The organism is Salmonella sp. SAL04202, from assembly GCF_046550775.1.
Taxonomy (GTDB): domain Bacteria; phylum Pseudomonadota; class Gammaproteobacteria; order Enterobacterales; family Enterobacteriaceae; genus Salmonella; species Salmonella enterica.
Map to the genome: position 1 here is coordinate 437,017 of NZ_JBGDXK010000002.1, position 18,289 is coordinate 455,305.

Below are 18,289 nucleotides of genomic sequence, written 5' to 3' on the forward strand. Positions count from 1 at the left end.
ACCCGAAGGTGGCCGTTAGAACCCGGTAGCGCTTCGCTTATCAGGCCAGTGAAACCGAGACAGCTTTAGCGGTGAGACGCCAGCGGCTGTTCCGTCATTGGCGGGTGGTGCTTTTCCGGATCTTTAATCAGTACCCACAGGATGATGGCGCCGATAATATCGAACAGACTGAGCGCAATGAAGAACGGGCCGTAACCGATAATAGCGACCAACGCCCCCATAAACAGGTTGAAGCTTAACTGTCCCATCCACGCCGCAGATCCTGCCAGACCGGCAACCGTCGCAACCTCATTTTTCTTGAACAGGTCAGCGCTCATGGTAATCACGACGGTAGACAGCGTCTGGTGCGCAAAACCGCCAATACTCATCAATGCAATGGCGACATACGGGTTAGTCGTAATGCTGACAAAACCAATCGAAATCATCAAAACAGCGCCGATGGTAAAGCTACAACGACGCGCATTGATCGTGGTCATGTGCATCTTTTCCATGAAGAACTTCGCCAGGAAACCGCCTGCAACGCAGCCAAAGTCCGCCGCCAGGAACGGCAGCCAGGCAAACATGGCGATCTCTTTTAACGGCAGATGCATCACGTTAATCAGATACAGCGGCATCCAGAAACTCAGCGTTCCCCATGCCGGGTCGGCCAGAAAACGGGTAATCGCCAACGCCCAGAAGTTACGCTTTTTAACGATCTCTTTAACGGCCGGTTTTTTATTATCGTCCTGGAGATAGCTTTCCTGGCCGTCTTCGATATAACGCAGCTCTTTGTGGGTGATCCACGGGTGTTTATTTGGCGAGTTATAAATCAGGAACCAGGTGATGGCGAACAGCACGCCGATCCCACCGGTAATCACAAACGCCATTTCAGTACCGATGCCGCTATCAGCAAAGGTCAGCATCGCCCAGACCACCAGCGGCGGCGCCAGCATCGCGCCAATCGAAGTACCGATATTAAACAGGCCCCCCGCAATACCGCGTTCTTTCGTCGGGAACCATTCGGCGCTGGCTTTAATCCCGGCCGGAATCGCTGACGCTTCGGTTAGCCCCATCAGACCACGCAGAAATGCCAGGCTTATCCAGCCGCCGGCCAGCGCGTGCGCCATGTTAATCAGCGACCATAACAAGGCAAAGATAAAGAAGCCGATTTTCAGTCCGATGACATCCATCAAATAGCCGGTGATCGGCTGCGCAATGGTGTAACAAAGCTGGAAGGCGCTCACCACCCAGGAATATTGTTGCTCATCAAAATGGAGTTCTTTCATCATCGCTGGCGCCGCAACGCTAAGCGAGCTACGGGACAGGTAGTTTACGATGGTCCCTACGCAGACCAGGCCGATAATCCACCATCTTAATTTTGTCATCTTCATGATAAAGCCTCGTTAAAAAACATTAGCTCCGCGCCGTCTGACCTGTAGCGGGAAAACTGAAATCACAAAATTGGTTGACCAATCAATATTTTCTCATCCGGACCGGTCAAAATCTGGCGGCAACTCCCGCCCTTAATATTCTTGAAATAAATACATCAACTCATTTCAAGTTGAATGGTGAATGCTTTTCACCCAGCAAAAATTGACACAGATCAAATAAATAAAATTGGCAGACCGTGAATGATGATATTTGTGATTTGGTTAGCCAATTTAGACAATAAGGTTGACATGAGAAAAATTTTGGTTGAATTTAGGGGGCAGAACGGGTTTACAAAGCACGTTTCGAAGTTGGCTGGCAATGGGTCAACCACGAAGACGTTATCGCAAGAAGAGGAAACGAGATATGAAACAAACCTGGCGCTGGTACGGACCTAACGACCCGGTAACGCTGTCAGATGTACGCCAGGCTGGCGCAACCGGCGTGGTAACGGCGTTACACCATATCCCGAATGGAGAAATTTGGTCGGTAGACGAGATCCAGAAACGTAAAGCAATCGTTGAAGAGGCGGGTCTGGAGTGGTCTGTGGTAGAGAGCGTACCTATCCACGAAGACATCAAAACCCACACCGGTCAGTACGATTTATGGATCAAAAACTACCAGCAAACGCTGCGTAACCTGGCGCAATGCGGTATCTATACGGTTTGCTATAACTTTATGCCGGTGCTGGACTGGACACGTACGGATCTGGAATACGTATTACCGGATGGTTCAAAAGCGTTGCGTTTTGACCAGATTGAATTCGCCGCGTTCGAACTGCACATCCTGAAGCGTCCGGGAGCAGAAGCCGACTATACGGCAGAAGAGATTGCTCAGGCAGAGCGGCGTTTCGCCACCATGAGCGAGGAAGACAAAGCACGTCTGACCCGCAACATTATTGCCGGTTTACCTGGCGCGGAAGAAGGCTATACGCTGGATCAGTTCCGTCAACACCTGGCGACATATAAAGATATCGATAAAGCAAAACTGCGTGAACATTTTGCCTATTTCCTGAAAGCCATTATTCCGGTTGCCGACGAGGTTGGCGTGCGTATGGCCGTTCACCCTGACGATCCGCCGCGCCCTATTCTCGGCCTGCCGCGCATTGTCTCTACCATTGAAGACATGCAATGGATGGTGGAAACCGTTAATAGCATGGCGAACGGCTTCACTATGTGTACCGGATCTTACGGCGTGCGCGCCGACAACGATCTGGTTGATATGATCAAACAGTTTGGTCCGCGCATCTACTTTACGCATCTGCGCTCTACGCTGCGCGAAGAGAATCCGAAGACCTTCCACGAGGCCGCCCATTTGCACGGCGATGTGGATATGTATGAAGTCGTTAAAGCGATTGTGGAAGAAGAGCACCGTCGTAAAGCCGAAGGTAGCGACGATCTGATCCCAATGCGCCCGGACCACGGTCATCAGATGCTGGACGATCTGAAGAAGAAAACGAATCCGGGTTATTCCGCCATTGGCCGTCTGAAAGGGCTTGCGGAAGTCCGCGGCGTCGAACTGGCTATCCAGCGCGCTTTCTTTAGCAAATAACCTTCTTTCGCATGGCGCGACGCGTCATGCGATTTCCCCTACTCAATGCAATAGCAACATGCCTCGCCCCGGAGATCGCGGGCGAAGACGTCGAATGACAGGAGTTTGCAATGGAACAGAATATCGCCACCGCCCAGGTTTCCGTCGCCCGCCCAAACTGGGACAAATCACGTCTGGTATCCCGTATTGTGCATCTGGGCTGCGGGGCGTTTCACCGCGCGCACCAGGCGCTCTTTACCCATCATTTACTGGAAAAGAGCGACAGCGACTGGGGCATTTGTGAAGTGAACCTGATGCCGGGTAACGACGCGCGGCTGATCGCGAACCTGAAAGCGCAAAATCTGCTGTACACCGTTGCAGAACGCGGCGCAGAAAGCACCGAACTGAAAATTATCGGTTCAATGAAAGAAGCGCTGCACCCTGAATTCGACGGCCATGCAGGGATTCTGGCGGCAATGGCGCGCCCGGAAACCGCCATCGTCTCCTTAACCGTGACCGAAAAAGGCTACTGCACCGACCCCGCCAGCGGCGAGCTTGATGTCAATAACCCGCTGATCCAAAACGATCTTGCCCATCCACAGCAGCCTAAATCCGCCATTGGCTATATTGTCGAAGCGCTAAACATGCGCCGGGAGCAAGGACTGAAAGCTTTTACCGTGCTGTCGTGTGATAACGTGCGCGAGAATGGTCACGTCGCGAAGGCTGCCGTCCTCGGCCTGGCGAAAGCTCGCGATGCCGCCCTCGCCGCATGGATTGCCGACAATGTGACCTTCCCCTGCACCATGGTTGACCGCATTGTTCCGGCGGCGACCGAAGAGACGCTACAACTGGTTGCCGACCAGTTAGGGGTTTATGATCCTTGCGCTATCGCCTGCGAACCCTTCCGCCAGTGGGTCATCGAAGATAACTTTGTGAATGGTCGCCCGGACTGGGACACCGTCGGCGCGCAATTCGTTGCAGACGTCGTACCGTTTGAAATGATGAAGCTGCGTATGCTTAACGGCAGTCACTCTTTCCTCGCCTATCTGGGTTATCTCGGCGGGTATGACACTATCGCCGATACCATGACCAACCCGGGTTACCGGCGCGCGGCGCTGGCGCTGATGCTTGATGAACAAGCGCCGACGTTGTCAATGCCGGAAGGCACCGATCTGGAAGGGTATGCGAATTTGTTGATCGCGCGTTTCACTAACCCCTCGTTGAAACACCGCACCTGGCAGATCGCGATGGATGGCAGTCAGAAACTGCCGCAGCGTCTGTTGGACCCGGTACGTCTGCACTTGCAACAGGGCGATGACTATCGCCGCCTGACGCTGGGCGTCGCCGGATGGATGCGTTACGTCGGCGGTGTCGATGAGCAAGGTAAAACCATTGATGTCGTCGATCCGCTGCTCGCGCAGTATCAGGCGATTCATCAGCAATATCAGACGCCGGAAGAACGCGTTCGCGGGCTACTGGCCATCGAGTCTATCTTTGGCAACGACCTGCCGAAGAACCACGAATTTGTGCAAGCCGTTACCGACGCTTACCAACAGCTATTGCAGAATGGCGCGAAAGCCACGGTAGAAGCGCTGGCTAAGTAAGGAGATAAATCATGGCTACGTTTATGACTGAAGATTTTCTACTTAAAAACGACATTGCCCGCACGCTGTACCATAAATACGCCGCGCCCATGCCGATTTATGACTTCCACTGCCATTTAAGTCCGCAGGAAATCGCCGACGATCGCCGTTTCGATAACCTCGGTCAGATCTGGCTGGAAGGCGACCACTATAAATGGCGAGCGCTACGAAGCGCAGGCGTGGATGAGTCGCTGATCACCGGCAAAGAGACCAGCGATTATGAAAAATATATGGCCTGGGCCAATACCGTACCAAAAACGCTGGGCAATCCGCTGTATCACTGGACGCACCTTGAACTACGCCGTCCATTTGGCATTACAGGTACGCTGTTCGGACCGGATACCGCGGAAAGTATCTGGACGCAGTGTAATGAGAAACTGGCGACGCCGGCCTTTTCCGCGCGCGGTATTATGCAGCAGATGAATGTGCGGATGGTCGGAACCACCGACGACCCGATAGATTCTCTGGAATATCACCGCCAGATAGCCGCCGACGACAGCATTGATATTGAAGTCGCGCCAAGCTGGCGCCCCGACAAAGTTTTCAAAATCGAACTGGACGGCTTTGTCGATTACCTGGGGAAACTGGAAGCGGCGGCAGATGTCAGCATTACCCGTTTCGACGATTTACGTCAGGCGCTCACTCGCCGTCTCGACCATTTCGCCGCCTGCGGCTGTCGCGCGTCCGATCATGGCATTGAAACGCTGCGATTTGCGCCGGTGCCCGACGACGCGCAGCTTGACGCCATTCTGGGCAAACGTCTGGCTGGCGAAACGCTGAGCGAACTTGAGATCGCCCAGTTTACCACGGCGGTGCTGGTCTGGCTGGGCCGTCAGTACGCCGCGCGCGGCTGGGTGATGCAGCTACATATTGGCGCGATCCGTAACAATAATACCCGGATGTTCCGCCTGCTGGGGCCGGATACCGGCTTTGACTCCATTGGTGATAATAACATTAGCTGGGCGCTCTCCCGTTTGCTCGACAGTATGGATGTGACCAATGAACTGCCCAAGACTATCCTCTATTGCCTGAACCCACGTGATAACGAAGTCCTGGCGACCATGATCGGTAACTTCCAGGGGCCGGGAATTGCCGGAAAAGTGCAGTTTGGTTCCGGCTGGTGGTTTAACGATCAGAAAGACGGGATGCTGCGCCAACTGGAGCAACTGTCGCAAATGGGACTGCTAAGTCAGTTTGTCGGGATGCTGACCGACTCCCGCAGTTTCCTTTCTTATACGCGACATGAATATTTCCGTCGTATTCTCTGTAACCTGCTGGGACAGTGGGCGCAGGACGGAGAGATTCCTGATGATGAAGCGATGCTAAGCCGTATGGTTCAGGATATCTGCTTCAATAATGCCCAGCGTTATTTCACGATTAAATAATCGCTATTAATCTGTGAGCACAGGTCTCAGGTATTTCGAGGGGCAGGAAGGCGGTAAGAGAGTGAGAAATTTAGCAGTAACGCACTTTTCCAGCCAAAGTCTGGCCGCCGATAAAAAGCAAAGATGTTGCTGATTAATCCCGAATCACTTACTAAGGTAAGTGATTCGGGTAAACAAACACAGCCATCTTCTGCGTCATGCTTTTTTTCTCTGTCCGGAATAACTCCAGTGCAGAAAGTGTGATACATCAGTCCTGTTGATGATGGCTCCAGTTGGTTATACGGTAATAACTTATGACTTCACAGTGTGGTTTCTTTTAATAAATCGACAGCCAGCATTTCCAGCTGGTTAACCACCTCATTACTGGATCGCTCCATTCTGTCGAGTTCTTGCGACATCGCATTCATATCGCCTGCGGCAAAATAGTTCAGCGCAGAGTGACCAGCGGTATGCACCTCTTTATGCGGCGCTTCCAGACTACGGAAACTGTAGTAATTGCTAAACTGCTGCCCTTCAAAACCGTAGTACCATTTCCCCAGCCGACACTGATCGTGCATCGTTATTTTACTGTTTATGTCTTTATTTAAGAGTAATTTGTAGACTTCCATTTTCCAGATAACATGGTCAACTTTGACAATATTCAAAAACTGCACCGTAGAGATGTACTGCATGACCGATTTCATGCTCAGCGATTTATCGATGACGATGCCAATAGACTCCACAATTTGATTTATGTTAGTCGTAATATTATCAATAACCGGCTGTTGGTTATCCAGCACCTCACTCACTCTGGCCGTATTATCTTTGATTACAGAGGTTAACGTACTGACGCTTTTCGAACTGTGTTTAACATCTTCGGACAGGTTTTTCACCTCTTTCGAAATAACGCTAAAACCACGCCCGGCATCCCCTACGCGCGCGGCCTCGATCGCGGAGTTAATCGCTATCAAATTGGTCTGGTTAGCGATCTTCTGTATCTCTTTAATACACGCATTAATTTGCGTTAAGGAGGTATTTAAGTCGCCCATACGACAGCCAATATCCGATGAAGTCGTGCCAATTTCGGTGATAAATTCCACGAGCGATTTTAATGAACTTCTGGCTTTATCATTCTGTTCATTAAGTTCATTAATGCGTTCTTTTTCAATGTTGAGCTGCTCACAGGATTTAATGATGGCATTACGAATGATATCGATCGTCGAGATCCCCATCAGAATTTTTTGACACAGTATCCGCTCATAAGGCTCAGGAGTATCCACCACCACGTCAGACGCATTAGCGCCAGATTCTGCTGCTGGCGGCGGTATTTTTACAACATTATTATTCCAGTGGCGCAAGCCTAATACTTTTTTAAACATATACCATTCTCCTTATTATATGTGGACATCCTGATCTATGCCTGGATAAAGTATTATCGACTCATGCTAACATAATGAAAAATCGGCTGTCATCTGCCATAGCCATACGCTCACCAGAATAAGACAAAACGTCCACCAAACTTAAATAATTACAAAGTAAACTATTCAACAATACCATTAATAGTCATGATGGAAGTCGCTTCGCTTTATACGGAAATATTATTTACAAGGCTGACAACAATAGCTGAATAATAATTAACTGCATTTACTTAGGTGTATCTATATCTCGCCACGAAGATTGCAGACAGGGTTTAAACGCAAACTTTTGCAATAGAAAAATAACCTAACGTAAACTTTTTATATGACCAATAATATCATTTGGACTCATCAATATATTATGCTGTCCGTTTACCAGCCAAACAGGCATGACCTAAATCCAAAGGGATAGGGGCGGCGTAACCAGCCGCAAAAAGTATCGATTAGTCGAAAATCAGGAAACGGATGCGCCAACGCGGCGAGCGTCACCGCCTGCGTCAGAAAAGTTAAGAATAATTTGTGATATTATTTCTCATATGTTACCAGTAAATGGCAGGCTGACAGCCGTTCGCTGGTAAACACAACAGGCGGGATATCGGCACCCACGCCGATATCCCGACGAGAATGACCCCGTTACGCTTTGATGACGATTAACGGTTCAATATCGCTCTCTTTTTTAATGACTAATGAATCATCGCCGCGCAGGCACGTACCGCCGTAGTTACCGCCCACGGTAAACGTACAGACCTGAATATACTTCCCGGCGACCTTCGGCAGGCACCACAACTGCTGATAGATATTTTTCTGCGTGGCGAACTTGCCGCTGGTTTTATCCAGGAGCTCTTCCTGATGGCTCACCAAATCAATATTACTACCGCAACGTCCGGCAATCGGTTTTACCGCATAGCCGGTCTGCACCAGCTCATCGTTAACGGTAAAATCCGTGTCGAGCAAATAGCGATGATGCGGGAACAGCGACCACAGGATGGGCAGGATCGCTTTGTTACCCGGGATCACCGTCCACAGCGGTTCAAACACCAACACTTCCGGGCGCAGTAATACATCAATCAGCCGGACTTCATTTTCCGGGTGCCCGGTACGAATAGGCACTGCGGCATACTCCGTCTCGCTGACTTCGCGTATCTGCTCCATCGCCGTTTCCCACGCCCAGGTTTTCCAGACACAATTCACCAGCCGTCCGTCGCCATCGATCAACTGCCCGGCGTCATCCCAGCGCAACTCGCCCAGCCCGCGGAGAATTTTGCTCGCGAAACCAGCCTGATGCAGCGCCTGCTGCATAAACTGCGCGTGATAGTCCTCCTCGATATCATCATCCTGCATGATATGGACGAAAGGACGCGCTTTACTGTGTTTCCAGGCGCCTGCCAGCTCGTTAATTAAGCCCTCCGCCGGGTTATGCCCTTTACCGGTATAGCCCTGCTCAGCCCATTTTTCGAGAATTAATCCCGCTTCGGTATGGCATGATGCGGAATCGGCATTGTATTCATAGACTTTCAGCCCGCGTTCATCCATGCAGAAATCCATACGGCCGGTGATCATATGGTGACGACGGCGCTGCCAGGAGAGGCGCAGACGCGGCCAAAGAATTTTGGGGATATCGAATAGCGCCAGCAGATTATCGTCTTTTAAAACTTTATCCGTGGCGTGCAGGTACATCAAATGCAACTCATTGGTCGCTTTGATAAGCTCCTGTTCGGCGCTCTCGGTGATGGTAAAATACTGGTACGGGTCCTGATTGATAACGTGTCCGTTCGCCTGTACATAGGCTTTTTGTAACGGATCGCGCTCATCCAGCCACTGACCGTCAAACTGACCTTTCTCTGGCAGTCTTGCGCCGCGAATCGCCAGCGACTGATTCGCGATGTCAGGCTGTGACAAACTGTATTGCGTGTCGTCGGTCTGGATCATCCAGCCTAAAATCGTCGTGTCATCAAAGGTGTCGCGCAGGGTGTAACACCCGTTTTCTACGACCATTTCCAGTTCGCGAGTCCACTGCTGCCCTGGCGGCAATGGCGTGTGGATAACGTTTTGCTCAGCAATACGAATTTTGTTATCCAGGAGTTGGGTGATAATCGCGACGTGCCCGGTTTCGTTAAACTCGCCGCCCTTTTGCCAGATGAGCAGCGCCCCAGCCTCCGGCGCGCGCGGCGAACCGTTCGGGAAGGCCTGCAAAGGCAAAATATTGTCATTCACGACCTCGCGCAGAAAACGTAGCGAGAAGATTTCCCAGGCCATGCCGACGTCAGTAAAAACAACGCCATAATTCAGAAAGAGAAAACGGCGGGCAAATTCCACGCACTGCCATTTATGCCCCATGTATTCATCGTCGATGTAGCTACGAAAAGCTGCGTCGTCGTCGTCCCACGGATCGAGGGAATTGTAATCTGAAGAGTAGATCGCTACGCCGCCGGGGGCGTAACCCAATAATGTCCCGAAGGGGGCATCCTGACTGGTGGTTCCTTTGCTCATGCACTTACCTCAAAACAAGACCGCCTGAGCAGCCTGGCGTGATTTCGCTCTGATTGTCTGCTCTGTGACACTAACCGGACAGAGGTCGACATAATCATACACCTCAATAAGGCACACTGAGGCCAGAAGGTTAAAATTTCACTCGCCGGAATGTCCCAATCGGTTAAATGTCCGACTAGCAAGCTGCTACACTGCTTCAACACCACCACTGTGAAGGCAGGTCAATATGGCAGATAATACTTATCAACCCGCAAAAGTCTGGACGTGGGATAAATCCGGCGGCGGCGCGTTCGCTAACATTAATCGCCCGGTTTCCGGCCCGACGCACGAAAAAACGCTGCCCGTCGGCAAACATCCGTTACAGCTTTATTCGCTGGGGACGCCTAACGGCCAGAAAGTGACCATTATGCTGGAAGAGCTCCTGGCGCTGGGCGTGACCGGCGCCGAATATGACGCCTGGTTGATTCGCATCGGCGAGGGCGATCAGTTCTCCAGCGGCTTTGTTGACATCAATCCGAACTCAAAAATCCCGGCGCTGCGCGATCACTCACACAACCCACCGATTCGGGTTTTTGAGTCGGGCGCAATTCTTGTTTATCTGGCGGATAAGTTTGGCCATTTCCTGCCGCAGGATCTGGCTAAGCGCACAGAAACCCTTAACTGGTTGTTCTGGCTACAGGGCGCGGCGCCGTTCCTCGGTGGCGGTTTCGGTCATTTCTATCATTATGCGCCGGTAAAAATTGAGTACGCCATTAATCGCTTCACCATGGAAGCCAAGCGTCTGCTGGACGTGCTGGATAAGCAGTTAGCTCACCACCCGTATGTCGCGGGGGAAGAGTACACTATTGCCGATATGGCCATCTGGCCGTGGTTCGGCAACGTGGTGCTGGGGAATGTCTATGATGCAGCGGAGTTTCTGGATGCCGGAAGTTATCAAAACGTACAACACTGGGCGAAACAGGTAGCCGAACGTCCGGCGGTAAAGCGGGGGCGCATTGTCAACCGGACCAACGGCCCATTGAACGAACAGCTTCACGAACGCCATGACGCCAGCGACTTCGAAAACCATACCGAAGATAAACGTCAAAGTTAAACCATAATGCCGGATGGGGTAGTAATGTCGTCATCCGGCATGGTATTCCCTGCTGACGATTCGCTTATCAGTTCTGCGAGTGTGTCATATGCGGCGCTTCACTAAACCCATGTTGCATGAGAATCAACCTCGCCCGTGCTGACAGTAAAAAGTCGGCAAGCGTTTTTCCCTGCTCGCTCAGGCAGGCAAAGCCATATTCAGCCACGGGATTATAAGGTTCCGGGATATCAACCACTCGCAGCGAATTAACCTGCCGTAGCCTGGGAGCATAGCTGGCATAGCCGATAAAGATATCGGTGTAATCATGATTGATGAGCCATTCCGCCGCCAGCCGGCCCACCGGTAACGGCAAAGTCTGTCTGCCGCCAACCAGCGCTACCGCGCGTTTTCGGACCGCTTCGCCCTCCTTGCCCATCCGCGAAAAAAGCTGCTGCGTATAATCGCCGGAAGGATCGCAACCTGCTGTTGAGGTGCCGATCCGCAGATCCCGCCGGGTTAATAGCGACAGCCAGTCCTCGCCTTCACGCATCGCCTGTGCCCGCACGCTCAGACACAAACGGTTCGTCGTAAAAGGCGCGACCCGCAGCGCCCGCCCGCTCTCCAGCAGCGCCTGCGGATGCGCCAGGTTCGCCGAAGCAAAAAAGTCGCACGCTTCGCCCGCTTCGATGCGTTCACGTAACAGCCCCGCCGGACCGAAATCACATACCGCATCCGCCTGAAACGCCGCCATTAGCTGCGGCCAGACGACGCGCAAGCTCCCCGCAGCCAGTATTCGCATTACTGTACGCCCTGATAGTCAGTACGGTAAAAACGTTGATACCAGTCGTTAGCGGCCTTTTGCATGTCAATATCGTGGAATTTTTTCGGATAGAGTTTTTTCGCCATCCACAGTTCGCCGATTCCCACCGCCTCCGGCATCGGATATCCCCAGGCTTTGGCATAATCTGGCATCAGGTAAACCCGATGATGCTTCACCGCGTCAATGACCTGCCACTGGGGATTGTGCAGGATCTCATTGACGACCTTTGGATAGCGATTCTGGACAAAGATCACCTGCGGATCCCAGGCGATCACCTGCTCCATTGTCACCTGCTTAAAGCCTTTCACCGAGGATGCCGCTACATTCAGCGCCCCCGCATGGGCCATCATCAGACCGGTATATTTACCGGAACCGTAGGTGGTCAGCTCCGGATTCGCCATATAGGCGCGAACCCGCCCATTTTCAGGAACCGACTGCAAACGGTCGCTGACCATCTTGCGACCTTTATCCATCGCCTCAATCAGCGCTTTCGCCTCTTGCGGTTTATTGACGATATCGCCAATCAGCGTTATTCCTTCACGCAGCCCGCGATTATAAGCCTGCTCTTCATCGGCCAGGGTCGGGTTCATTTTAGCCTGCTCGCCAGCAATATCATGGCGCAGCGAAATCGCCACTACCGGAATGCCAAGACGGCTGATCTTGTCGATCATCTCCTGCGGAGCGTAATTCGTGACAAACACCACCTGCGGGCGCAGCGCCACCAGTTTTTCAGGATCAACGTGCGTTAGATCGCCCAGCGAGGCTTTTTGCGCCAGTTCCGGCGCCAGACGCGCATAGCCGTCGCCTAATTGCTGTTTCCAGTTCGCCATGACCCCAACGATTTTGTCAGTGGCATTCATCTGTACAAGGAGATTGAGCGTTTGATGCTGGAGCACCACCACTCTGTCGACGGTGTCCGGAACCGTGACCTGGCGGCCAATTTGATCGGTAAAAGTACGCGCCGCCTGTGACATTAACGGCCAGCAAAAAAGCAACGCCAGCAGAGAGAGCTGGCGCAAAAATTTATTCATAGGTTTCGCCCCACAATCGATATATAAATAATTATACAACGATTATAGAGCGATATAATAGAGGTGATTAAGGGATCACGCGCTGGTGATGTCGTACTCCATGCGGCGCAGCGCATCTAACGTGGCTTTCGCTTCGTCTTCGTCAATGATGCTCATCGCAAAACCAACGTGTACCAATACCCATTGCCCTATCAGCTCGGCTGGCTTACCTTCACAAATCAGAGCAATATTGACATCACGTTTGATGCCACACACTTCCACCTGCGCAAGCTGGTGAATATCATCTCCGACGGCCAGCACCTGACCGGGGACGCCAATACACATAATTAACCACCTGAAATAAAATGCGGGTTATTCGACCTCAATACTTTTTACTTTCAACGAATCGCCGGTATCCACCCGCAGGCGATCGCCATGACAATGCGGACATTGCGCGTCATGCCTGAGAATTTCCACCACCTGACTGCAATCCCAGCACCAGGCCTGGGCCGGTCTGTAGTCGATGTGCAATTCGCACCCTTGCGCTAAAGTCCCCTGGCAGGCGATATCAAAACTGAAACGAACCGCGCGCTCTTCAACGCACGAAAGCGCGCCTATCTCCAGCCATACGCCGGTGACGCGCGCCACGCCGTGCTGTTCTGCCTGCTGCTGAATAATTTCAACGGCGCTTTGGCAAAGAGACAGCTCATGCATTCTCACAGCTCCGACGGCCAAACAGCAACGCACGCCGGCTTGTCTGCGGCGCATCAGGATTGCTTACCGGCAGGGATAACAGCATCCGCGCGCAGTCATCCGCCAGCCGGACGCCCTCTTCCGGCGACAGGCTACGGGAAAGCGGCGACATCAACGAGCAGGCAAGATATTGCGAAACGCCTTCCAGTTCGCCAACGGTAAAGGTCATCGTGCCATAAGGCAGTTGCAGACCGAGTTTTTCACCGACGGTACGCCCGGGCCAGATCTGGTCCGGGCCAGGGAAGATTAATGCGCTTAACATCCACGGCGTAATTACCGTGCCCGTCCATTGTCCTTCAAACAACGTAAAATCAGAGACATGCACAGGCATAGTCGGATGCAGAAACGAAAGATCGTGCATCGAACGATGGGCTATCTCTTCAAATGCCGCCTGAACCCGGGCGACGGGCGCCGTGTCGAATCCGGAAAACGTTTCAGACATGCGCCGTCTCCTTAGGAATTGCTTCGACGCCGGACTCACGCAGCGCAGCAAGAACCTGCTCAAGCGCAGGTTCAATCATCGCTTCTACGGTTGGCGTTAAGCCGATGTGCGGTTCCAGCGACTGTGGAATAACGCCGACCAGGGTCAGTTTCTTCGGAAACTCGCCGGTAAAGCGGAGGGCCGACAATACGTCGGCCAGTCCAAGCTGATGGGGGGAGATTTTGTTGGTGAACAGCGCCGGAACTTCATCGTCGCGCAGTACCATAATGGTTCCCGGCGCGTTCTTTTTCGACACGATGGCGTCGGCAATGATCAAATGATCACGATTCGCCATATCGCCAAGAAGTTCCATTCCCGCCGTACCGCCATCCAGAATCTCAACGAAATCCGGCAGGGTGTATCGTTGCTCTAACGCTTCAACAATACGCACCCCGATGGCTTCATCGGTCAGCAAAATATTGCCGACCCCTAAGACTAATATCCGCATTACAAAACCTTCACCGAGACCACTTCATTGCCATCGACGTCCACCACGTGCACCGCGCACGCCATGCAAGGGTCGAAGGAGTGGATGGTACGTACCACTTCCAGCGGCTTCGCCGGATCGGCGATCGGCGTACCGACCAGCGACTGCTCGTACGGCCCCACGTCATCGTTGAAGTTACGCGGACCTGAGTTCCAGGTCGATGGCACCACCGCCTGATAGTTACTGATAATGCCGTCTTTAATCACCATCCAGTGAGACAGCATACCGCGCGGCGCCTCCAGGAAGCCCACGCCTTTGAACTCGCCCGTCGCCGGAATGTTCGGCTTCACAAACGTGGTGTAATCGCCTTTGCCGATATTTACAATCAGCGCGTTGTATTGATCCTGCAATATGTTTTGCAGTTCACAACAGTGAACGGTACGCCCGATGATACGACCCAGCGTAGAGTGAAGTTGCGCCATTTCCAGCGTTTTGCCGGTCAGCTTCTGATAAAGCGCAATGATTTCATTGAGCTTGGTCTGCGTGGATTCACGACCTGCAGCCAGTTTACACAGCATGTTCGCCAGCGGCCCGACTTCGACGGTTTTGCCGTAGAATGTCGGCGACTTGACCCATGAGTATTTACCGTCATCCGACCAACCGTCGTAAGCCGGGATCGTAGTGCCTTCCCACGGCGCCTGCGGCGCTTCATCTTTGTACCAGGCGTGCTTCGCGCTCTCCTGAATACCTTTAATCAGGAACTCGTCGGAGTGAGAGGTGATCGGACGGTATGTCGACAGATCGGCATTGGTAATGTAACCGCCCGGGAACAGGAAACTGCCGTTTTTACCGTCGGTCGGGAATTCCGGCGCGCTCAGGTAGTTCACCGCGCCTTTGCCGCGCTCCAGCCATTCCGGATAGTAGGCCGCGATGACTGCGGTATCCACTTTATACACCTGCTCGACAAAATCGCTCAGCTTATCGATAAACGATTTGATGTACATCAGGCGTTCAAGGTTCAACGTACCGATACTGTCGAGATTGATCGGGTTCGCCACCCCACCGACCGCCAGGTTCTGGATATGCGGCGATTTACCGCCCAGCAACGCCACCACGCGGTTAGCGTCACGCTGACATTCCAGCGCCTGCAGATAGTGGGCGACCGCAATCAGGTTGACCTCCGGCGGTAACTGCATTGCCGGGTGCCCCCAGTAGCCATTGGCGAAAATACCTAACTGACCGCTGGCGACAAGATCCTTGATCTTGTTCTGAACTTTCGTGAACTCTTGCGCGCTGTTCAGGTGCCAGCTCGACACGCCATCCAGCATCGCAGAAGCTTTTTCCGGATCGGCTTTCAGCGCAGAGGTAATGTCCACCCAGTCTAGCGCAGAGAGCTGGTAGAAATGGACAATGTGGTCATGGGTGGTATGCGCCGCCAGAATAATATTACGGATATACTGCGCGTTGACGGGAACATCAATATTCAGCGCGCTTTCTGCCGCACGAACAGAAGAGATCGCGTGAGTTGTCGTACAAACGCCGCAAATACGCTGCACAATCATCCACGCATCGCGCGGATCGCGGTTCTTCACGATCTCTTCCATACCGCGCCACATGGTGCCGGACGCCCATGCTTTGGATACGACGCCGTTCTCAATTTCGCAGTCAATGCGTAAATGACCCTCAATACGGGTTACCGGATCAATAGTAATTCTCTGGCTCATGCTTTGCTCGCCTCATGACGATTATGATCGTTTTGTTTTAAAGGAGGAAGTATCGGCAGTAGACGAATGAGTACGATGTATGCACAAATCTCAATAGCCACAAAACCAATAGAAATCAACAATTCTTCCCAGGTTGGGAAGTAGTGGTAGCCGCCACCCGGGTTGAATGCCACCAGCGAATAGGTCAGACGCCACGTCGCGCAGCCCAACAGCGCGCTCAGCGCCGACAGGTACAGCATACGAGAGTCATTACGCAGTTTCGCCACACGCAGCACCACTAACGGGAAGACCATCAGGACGACTTCAATCCAGAACATAGCGGAGTAAAAATCGCCGGCAAACGCATAGGACAGCTTGTCGCGATAAATCAGTTCGCCAAAGCGCAGGACGACGAAAATCGCCAGCAGCACGCTGATGGTATTCGTCAGCTTAACAAACAAATTTTTCTCATCCGGACCGTTTCCTTTCAGGCCTGCCTGAACCAGCGACCCCTCAAATATGACAATGGAGAAGCCCATGATAAACGCGGTCAGAACCGAGAACAGCGGCAGCATTTCATAGCTTTGCCATAGCGGATGCACTTTATAGCCCGCCGAGATCATCAATGACCCCATTGAGGACTGGTGCATCGTCGGCAGCAGCGCGCCCAGCGCGATAATAAAGAACATCACCTTATTCAGACGCTTGAGCGACACTTTCCAGCCCAGACGTTCAAACAGGGCAGGCGCAAACTCCAGCGCCATCACGCCGATGTAGATGGTCATACAGACCGCCGTCTCAAACAGTACCGAGTTCACGTTGAAGTGACCTGGAATGTAGAAGTACGGCAGGTTCCAGTAACGACCGACGTCGATAGTGATCGACAGGCCGCCCAGCGAGTAACCAAACAAGCTTGCCAGCAATGCCGGGCGCACCAACGGATGGTATTGCCCACGGTTAAAGACATACACCGCCCATGCCAACGCCCAACCGCCGCAGGCAAAGCCGGTGCCGATCAACAGGTCAAAGGCAATCCAGACGCCCCACGGGAAACCGCCGTTCAGGTCGGAAACGGAGCCCAACCCGAAGACCAGACGCTTCACGATAAGGAGCATACACAGGACGATTAACGGTCCAAAAATAATGACCGGTTTACTGATGATTTTTCCGCCCAGCGGTTTTGGATCATGACTCATGATCGTCTCCTCCATCGTGATGGTCGTTTTTGCTATTACGACGAACCAGCACGGTTAAGCCCGCCAGCGCAGCCAGGGGTAGTATCATGCCTTTATAAAGCGTGTGTTGAACATGCTCGGAGCGCGCTCCGGTTGAAAGGTCATCCAGCTTCGGCAGATCCAGATCTTCATAAGGAACGCCTGTCAGCACCAGCACCTGAGTACCACCGCCCTCTTTTTCACCGTAGAGGTGTGGGTAGTATTTAGGCACCGTATGCAGATAGGTGTCGTCCGTTTTCAACGTCTGGCGCGGATAGTGATATTCACTGCCTGGTTTGAGGGCCAGACGTTTTTTCGCTTCCGCCATCAGCTCTTCACGAGTACCGAAAATGACGGCCCCTGCCGGACAAACTTCCACACACCCAGGCAAACCACCTTTATCCAGACGCTCAACGCCTTTCTGGTTACACAACTCACACTTGTGAAGCGCGCCAAACGGGTTGTTGTAGTCGTACTTAGGTACGTTGTACGGGCAGGCAACCATACAGTAACGACAGCCGGTGCAGACATCTTTGTCATAGTGGACGATGCCGGTTTTCGGATCTTTTTTCAGCGCCGACACCGGGCAAACGGAAACGCAGTTAGGATCGACGCAGTGCATACACTGTTTCTTGATGTAGGCATAGCCGTTCTCTTCCTGATCTTTGTTCACGCCCGTACCGCTACGCCATACCTGAATAATGTTATTGGTATACGGCGACAGCTTGTCGTTGTTCGACCAGGTCTGCTCCCCTTCCGGGTTACGCGCCGGGAAGTTGATATCCTGACACTTTGTGACGCAGGCCTGACAGCCCACGCACAGAGTGGAGTCATACAGCATACCCAGCGAACCTGGAATCGGCGGACGGTTTTCTGCAGCCGCATGGCTGACAGACGGCGCGGCGCCCAACAGCAATGCTCCACCGGAGGCTGCTTTAATAAAGTCACGTCTGTTCACGG

At 52.6% G+C, this 18,289-nt stretch carries 16 protein-coding genes; 4 read left to right on the forward strand and 12 right to left on the reverse strand.

Features of this window, described 5'->3' with window-relative positions; genetic code table 11:
• Positions 1-65: 65 nt before the first annotated feature.
• Positions 66-1,370: an MFS transporter gene (locus ACLJQJ_RS12400; RefSeq protein WP_000784371.1), complete on the reverse strand. Its 1,305-nt coding sequence runs from the start codon at positions 1,368-1,370 to the stop codon at positions 66-68.
• Between the two features lie 403 nt (positions 1,371-1,773).
• On the opposite strand from ACLJQJ_RS12400, the gene uxuA reads away from it, so the two are divergent.
• The 3 genes from uxuA (at position 1,774) to uxaC (ending at position 5,965) form a co-directional block, all read left to right on the forward strand.
• Complete coding sequence (uxuA, locus tag ACLJQJ_RS12405) at positions 1,774-2,958, forward strand: mannonate dehydratase (RefSeq protein WP_000815487.1); 1,185 nt, start codon at positions 1,774-1,776, stop codon at positions 2,956-2,958.
• A 110-nt stretch (positions 2,959-3,068) separates the two neighbouring features.
• Positions 3,069-4,541, forward strand: coding sequence for a fructuronate reductase (locus tag ACLJQJ_RS12410; protein WP_039589290.1), 1,473 nt, complete (start codon positions 3,069-3,071; stop codon positions 4,539-4,541).
• A gap of 11 nt (positions 4,542-4,552) precedes the next feature.
• Entirely contained in the window at positions 4,553-5,965 is a 1,413-nt protein-coding gene (gene uxaC, locus ACLJQJ_RS12415) for a glucuronate isomerase (protein WP_000190180.1), read from the forward strand.
• Positions 5,966-6,264: 299 nt separating this feature from the next.
• On the opposite strand, the gene ACLJQJ_RS12420 is transcribed toward uxaC, so the two are convergent.
• Positions 6,265-7,323: a methyl-accepting chemotaxis protein gene (locus tag ACLJQJ_RS12420; protein ID WP_000475246.1), complete on the reverse strand. Its 1,059-nt coding sequence runs from the start codon at positions 7,321-7,323 to the stop codon at positions 6,265-6,267.
• A 669-nt stretch (positions 7,324-7,992) separates the two neighbouring features.
• Positions 7,993-9,849: a bifunctional glutathionylspermidine amidase/synthase gene (gss, locus tag ACLJQJ_RS12425; protein WP_000033690.1), complete on the reverse strand. Its 1,857-nt coding sequence runs from the start codon at positions 9,847-9,849 to the stop codon at positions 7,993-7,995.
• A gap of 226 nt (positions 9,850-10,075) precedes the next feature.
• Between gss and yghU the strand changes: the two genes are divergently transcribed.
• Complete coding sequence (gene yghU, locus ACLJQJ_RS12430; protein WP_063808840.1) at positions 10,076-10,942, forward strand: glutathione-dependent disulfide-bond oxidoreductase; 867 nt, start codon at positions 10,076-10,078, stop codon at positions 10,940-10,942.
• A gap of 67 nt (positions 10,943-11,009) precedes the next feature.
• On the opposite strand, the gene ACLJQJ_RS12435 is transcribed toward yghU, so the two are convergent.
• From ACLJQJ_RS12435 to hybA, 9 genes are all read right to left on the reverse strand, one after another.
• A complete protein-coding gene (locus tag ACLJQJ_RS12435; RefSeq protein ID WP_063808841.1) occupies positions 11,010-11,720 on the reverse strand; it encodes a molybdate ABC transporter substrate-binding protein in 711 nt (236 codons plus the stop codon).
• Positions 11,720-12,772, reverse strand: a complete 1,053-nt coding sequence (locus ACLJQJ_RS12440) for an ABC transporter substrate-binding protein (protein WP_063808842.1) — start codon at positions 12,770-12,772, stop codon at positions 11,720-11,722. The genes ACLJQJ_RS12435 and ACLJQJ_RS12440 overlap by 1 nt, the downstream gene beginning before the upstream one ends.
• Positions 12,773-12,847: 75 nt before the next feature.
• Positions 12,848-13,096 carry a hydrogenase maturation factor HybG gene (hybG, locus tag ACLJQJ_RS12445; RefSeq protein WP_000334890.1) on the reverse strand — a complete coding sequence of 83 codons (249 nt, stop codon included), beginning with the start codon at positions 13,094-13,096 and terminating at the stop codon, positions 12,848-12,850.
• Positions 13,097-13,123: 27 nt separating this feature from the next.
• Positions 13,124-13,465: a hydrogenase maturation nickel metallochaperone HypA gene (hypA, locus tag ACLJQJ_RS12450; RefSeq protein ID WP_000544945.1), complete on the reverse strand. Its 342-nt coding sequence runs from the start codon at positions 13,463-13,465 to the stop codon at positions 13,124-13,126.
• The gene (gene hybE / locus ACLJQJ_RS12455; RefSeq protein WP_000004951.1) at positions 13,458-13,946 is read right to left on the reverse strand and encodes a hydrogenase-2 assembly chaperone; all 489 of its coding nucleotides are present in this window, start codon (positions 13,944-13,946) and stop codon (positions 13,458-13,460) included. Before hybE ends, hypA begins: the two co-directional genes overlap by 8 nt.
• Positions 13,939-14,433, reverse strand: coding sequence for a HyaD/HybD family hydrogenase maturation endopeptidase (locus tag ACLJQJ_RS12460; RefSeq protein ID WP_001221960.1), 495 nt, complete (start codon positions 14,431-14,433; stop codon positions 13,939-13,941). The genes hybE and ACLJQJ_RS12460 overlap by 8 nt, the downstream gene beginning before the upstream one ends.
• Positions 14,433-16,136 carry a hydrogenase 2 large subunit gene (gene hybC / locus ACLJQJ_RS12465; RefSeq protein ID WP_023228387.1) on the reverse strand — a complete coding sequence of 568 codons (1,704 nt, stop codon included), beginning with the start codon at positions 16,134-16,136 and terminating at the stop codon, positions 14,433-14,435. The genes ACLJQJ_RS12460 and hybC overlap by 1 nt, the downstream gene beginning before the upstream one ends.
• On the reverse strand, positions 16,133-17,311 hold the full coding sequence (gene hybB, locus ACLJQJ_RS12470; protein ID WP_000017678.1) for a Ni/Fe-hydrogenase cytochrome b subunit: 1,179 nt from the start codon (positions 17,309-17,311) through the stop codon (positions 16,133-16,135). Before hybB ends, hybC begins: the two co-directional genes overlap by 4 nt.
• Positions 17,301-18,287 (reverse strand): hydrogenase 2 operon protein HybA, encoded by a 987-nt coding sequence (hybA, locus tag ACLJQJ_RS12475; RefSeq protein ID WP_001081721.1) that lies wholly within the window; start codon positions 18,285-18,287, stop codon positions 17,301-17,303. Before hybA ends, hybB begins: the two co-directional genes overlap by 11 nt.
• Positions 18,288-18,289 lie beyond the last annotated feature (2 nt).

Coding starts and splice junctions, on each gene's coding strand:
- ACLJQJ_RS12400 (WP_000784371.1), bottom strand. CDS start 1,370: ATGAAGATGACAAAATTAAGATGGTGGATTATCGGCCTGGTCTGCGTA.
- uxuA (WP_000815487.1), top strand. CDS start 1,774: ATGAAACAAACCTGGCGCTGGTACGGACCTAACGACCCGGTAACGCTG.
- ACLJQJ_RS12410 (WP_039589290.1), top strand. CDS start 3,069: ATGGAACAGAATATCGCCACCGCCCAGGTTTCCGTCGCCCGCCCAAAC.
- uxaC (WP_000190180.1), top strand. CDS start 4,553: ATGGCTACGTTTATGACTGAAGATTTTCTACTTAAAAACGACATTGCC.
- ACLJQJ_RS12420 (WP_000475246.1), bottom strand. CDS start 7,323: ATGTTTAAAAAAGTATTAGGCTTGCGCCACTGGAATAATAATGTTGTA.
- gss (WP_000033690.1), bottom strand. CDS start 9,849: ATGAGCAAAGGAACCACCAGTCAGGATGCCCCCTTCGGGACATTATTG.
- yghU (WP_063808840.1), top strand. CDS start 10,076: ATGGCAGATAATACTTATCAACCCGCAAAAGTCTGGACGTGGGATAAA.
- ACLJQJ_RS12435 (WP_063808841.1), bottom strand. CDS start 11,720: ATGCGAATACTGGCTGCGGGGAGCTTGCGCGTCGTCTGGCCGCAGCTA.
- ACLJQJ_RS12440 (WP_063808842.1), bottom strand. CDS start 12,772: ATGAATAAATTTTTGCGCCAGCTCTCTCTGCTGGCGTTGCTTTTTTGC.
- hybG (WP_000334890.1), bottom strand. CDS start 13,096: ATGTGTATTGGCGTCCCCGGTCAGGTGCTGGCCGTCGGAGATGATATT.
- hypA (WP_000544945.1), bottom strand. CDS start 13,465: ATGCATGAGCTGTCTCTTTGCCAAAGCGCCGTTGAAATTATTCAGCAG.
- hybE (WP_000004951.1), bottom strand. CDS start 13,946: ATGTCTGAAACGTTTTCCGGATTCGACACGGCGCCCGTCGCCCGGGTT.
- ACLJQJ_RS12460 (WP_001221960.1), bottom strand. CDS start 14,433: ATGCGGATATTAGTCTTAGGGGTCGGCAATATTTTGCTGACCGATGAA.
- hybC (WP_023228387.1), bottom strand. CDS start 16,136: ATGAGCCAGAGAATTACTATTGATCCGGTAACCCGTATTGAGGGTCAT.
- hybB (WP_000017678.1), bottom strand. CDS start 17,311: ATGAGTCATGATCCAAAACCGCTGGGCGGAAAAATCATCAGTAAACCG.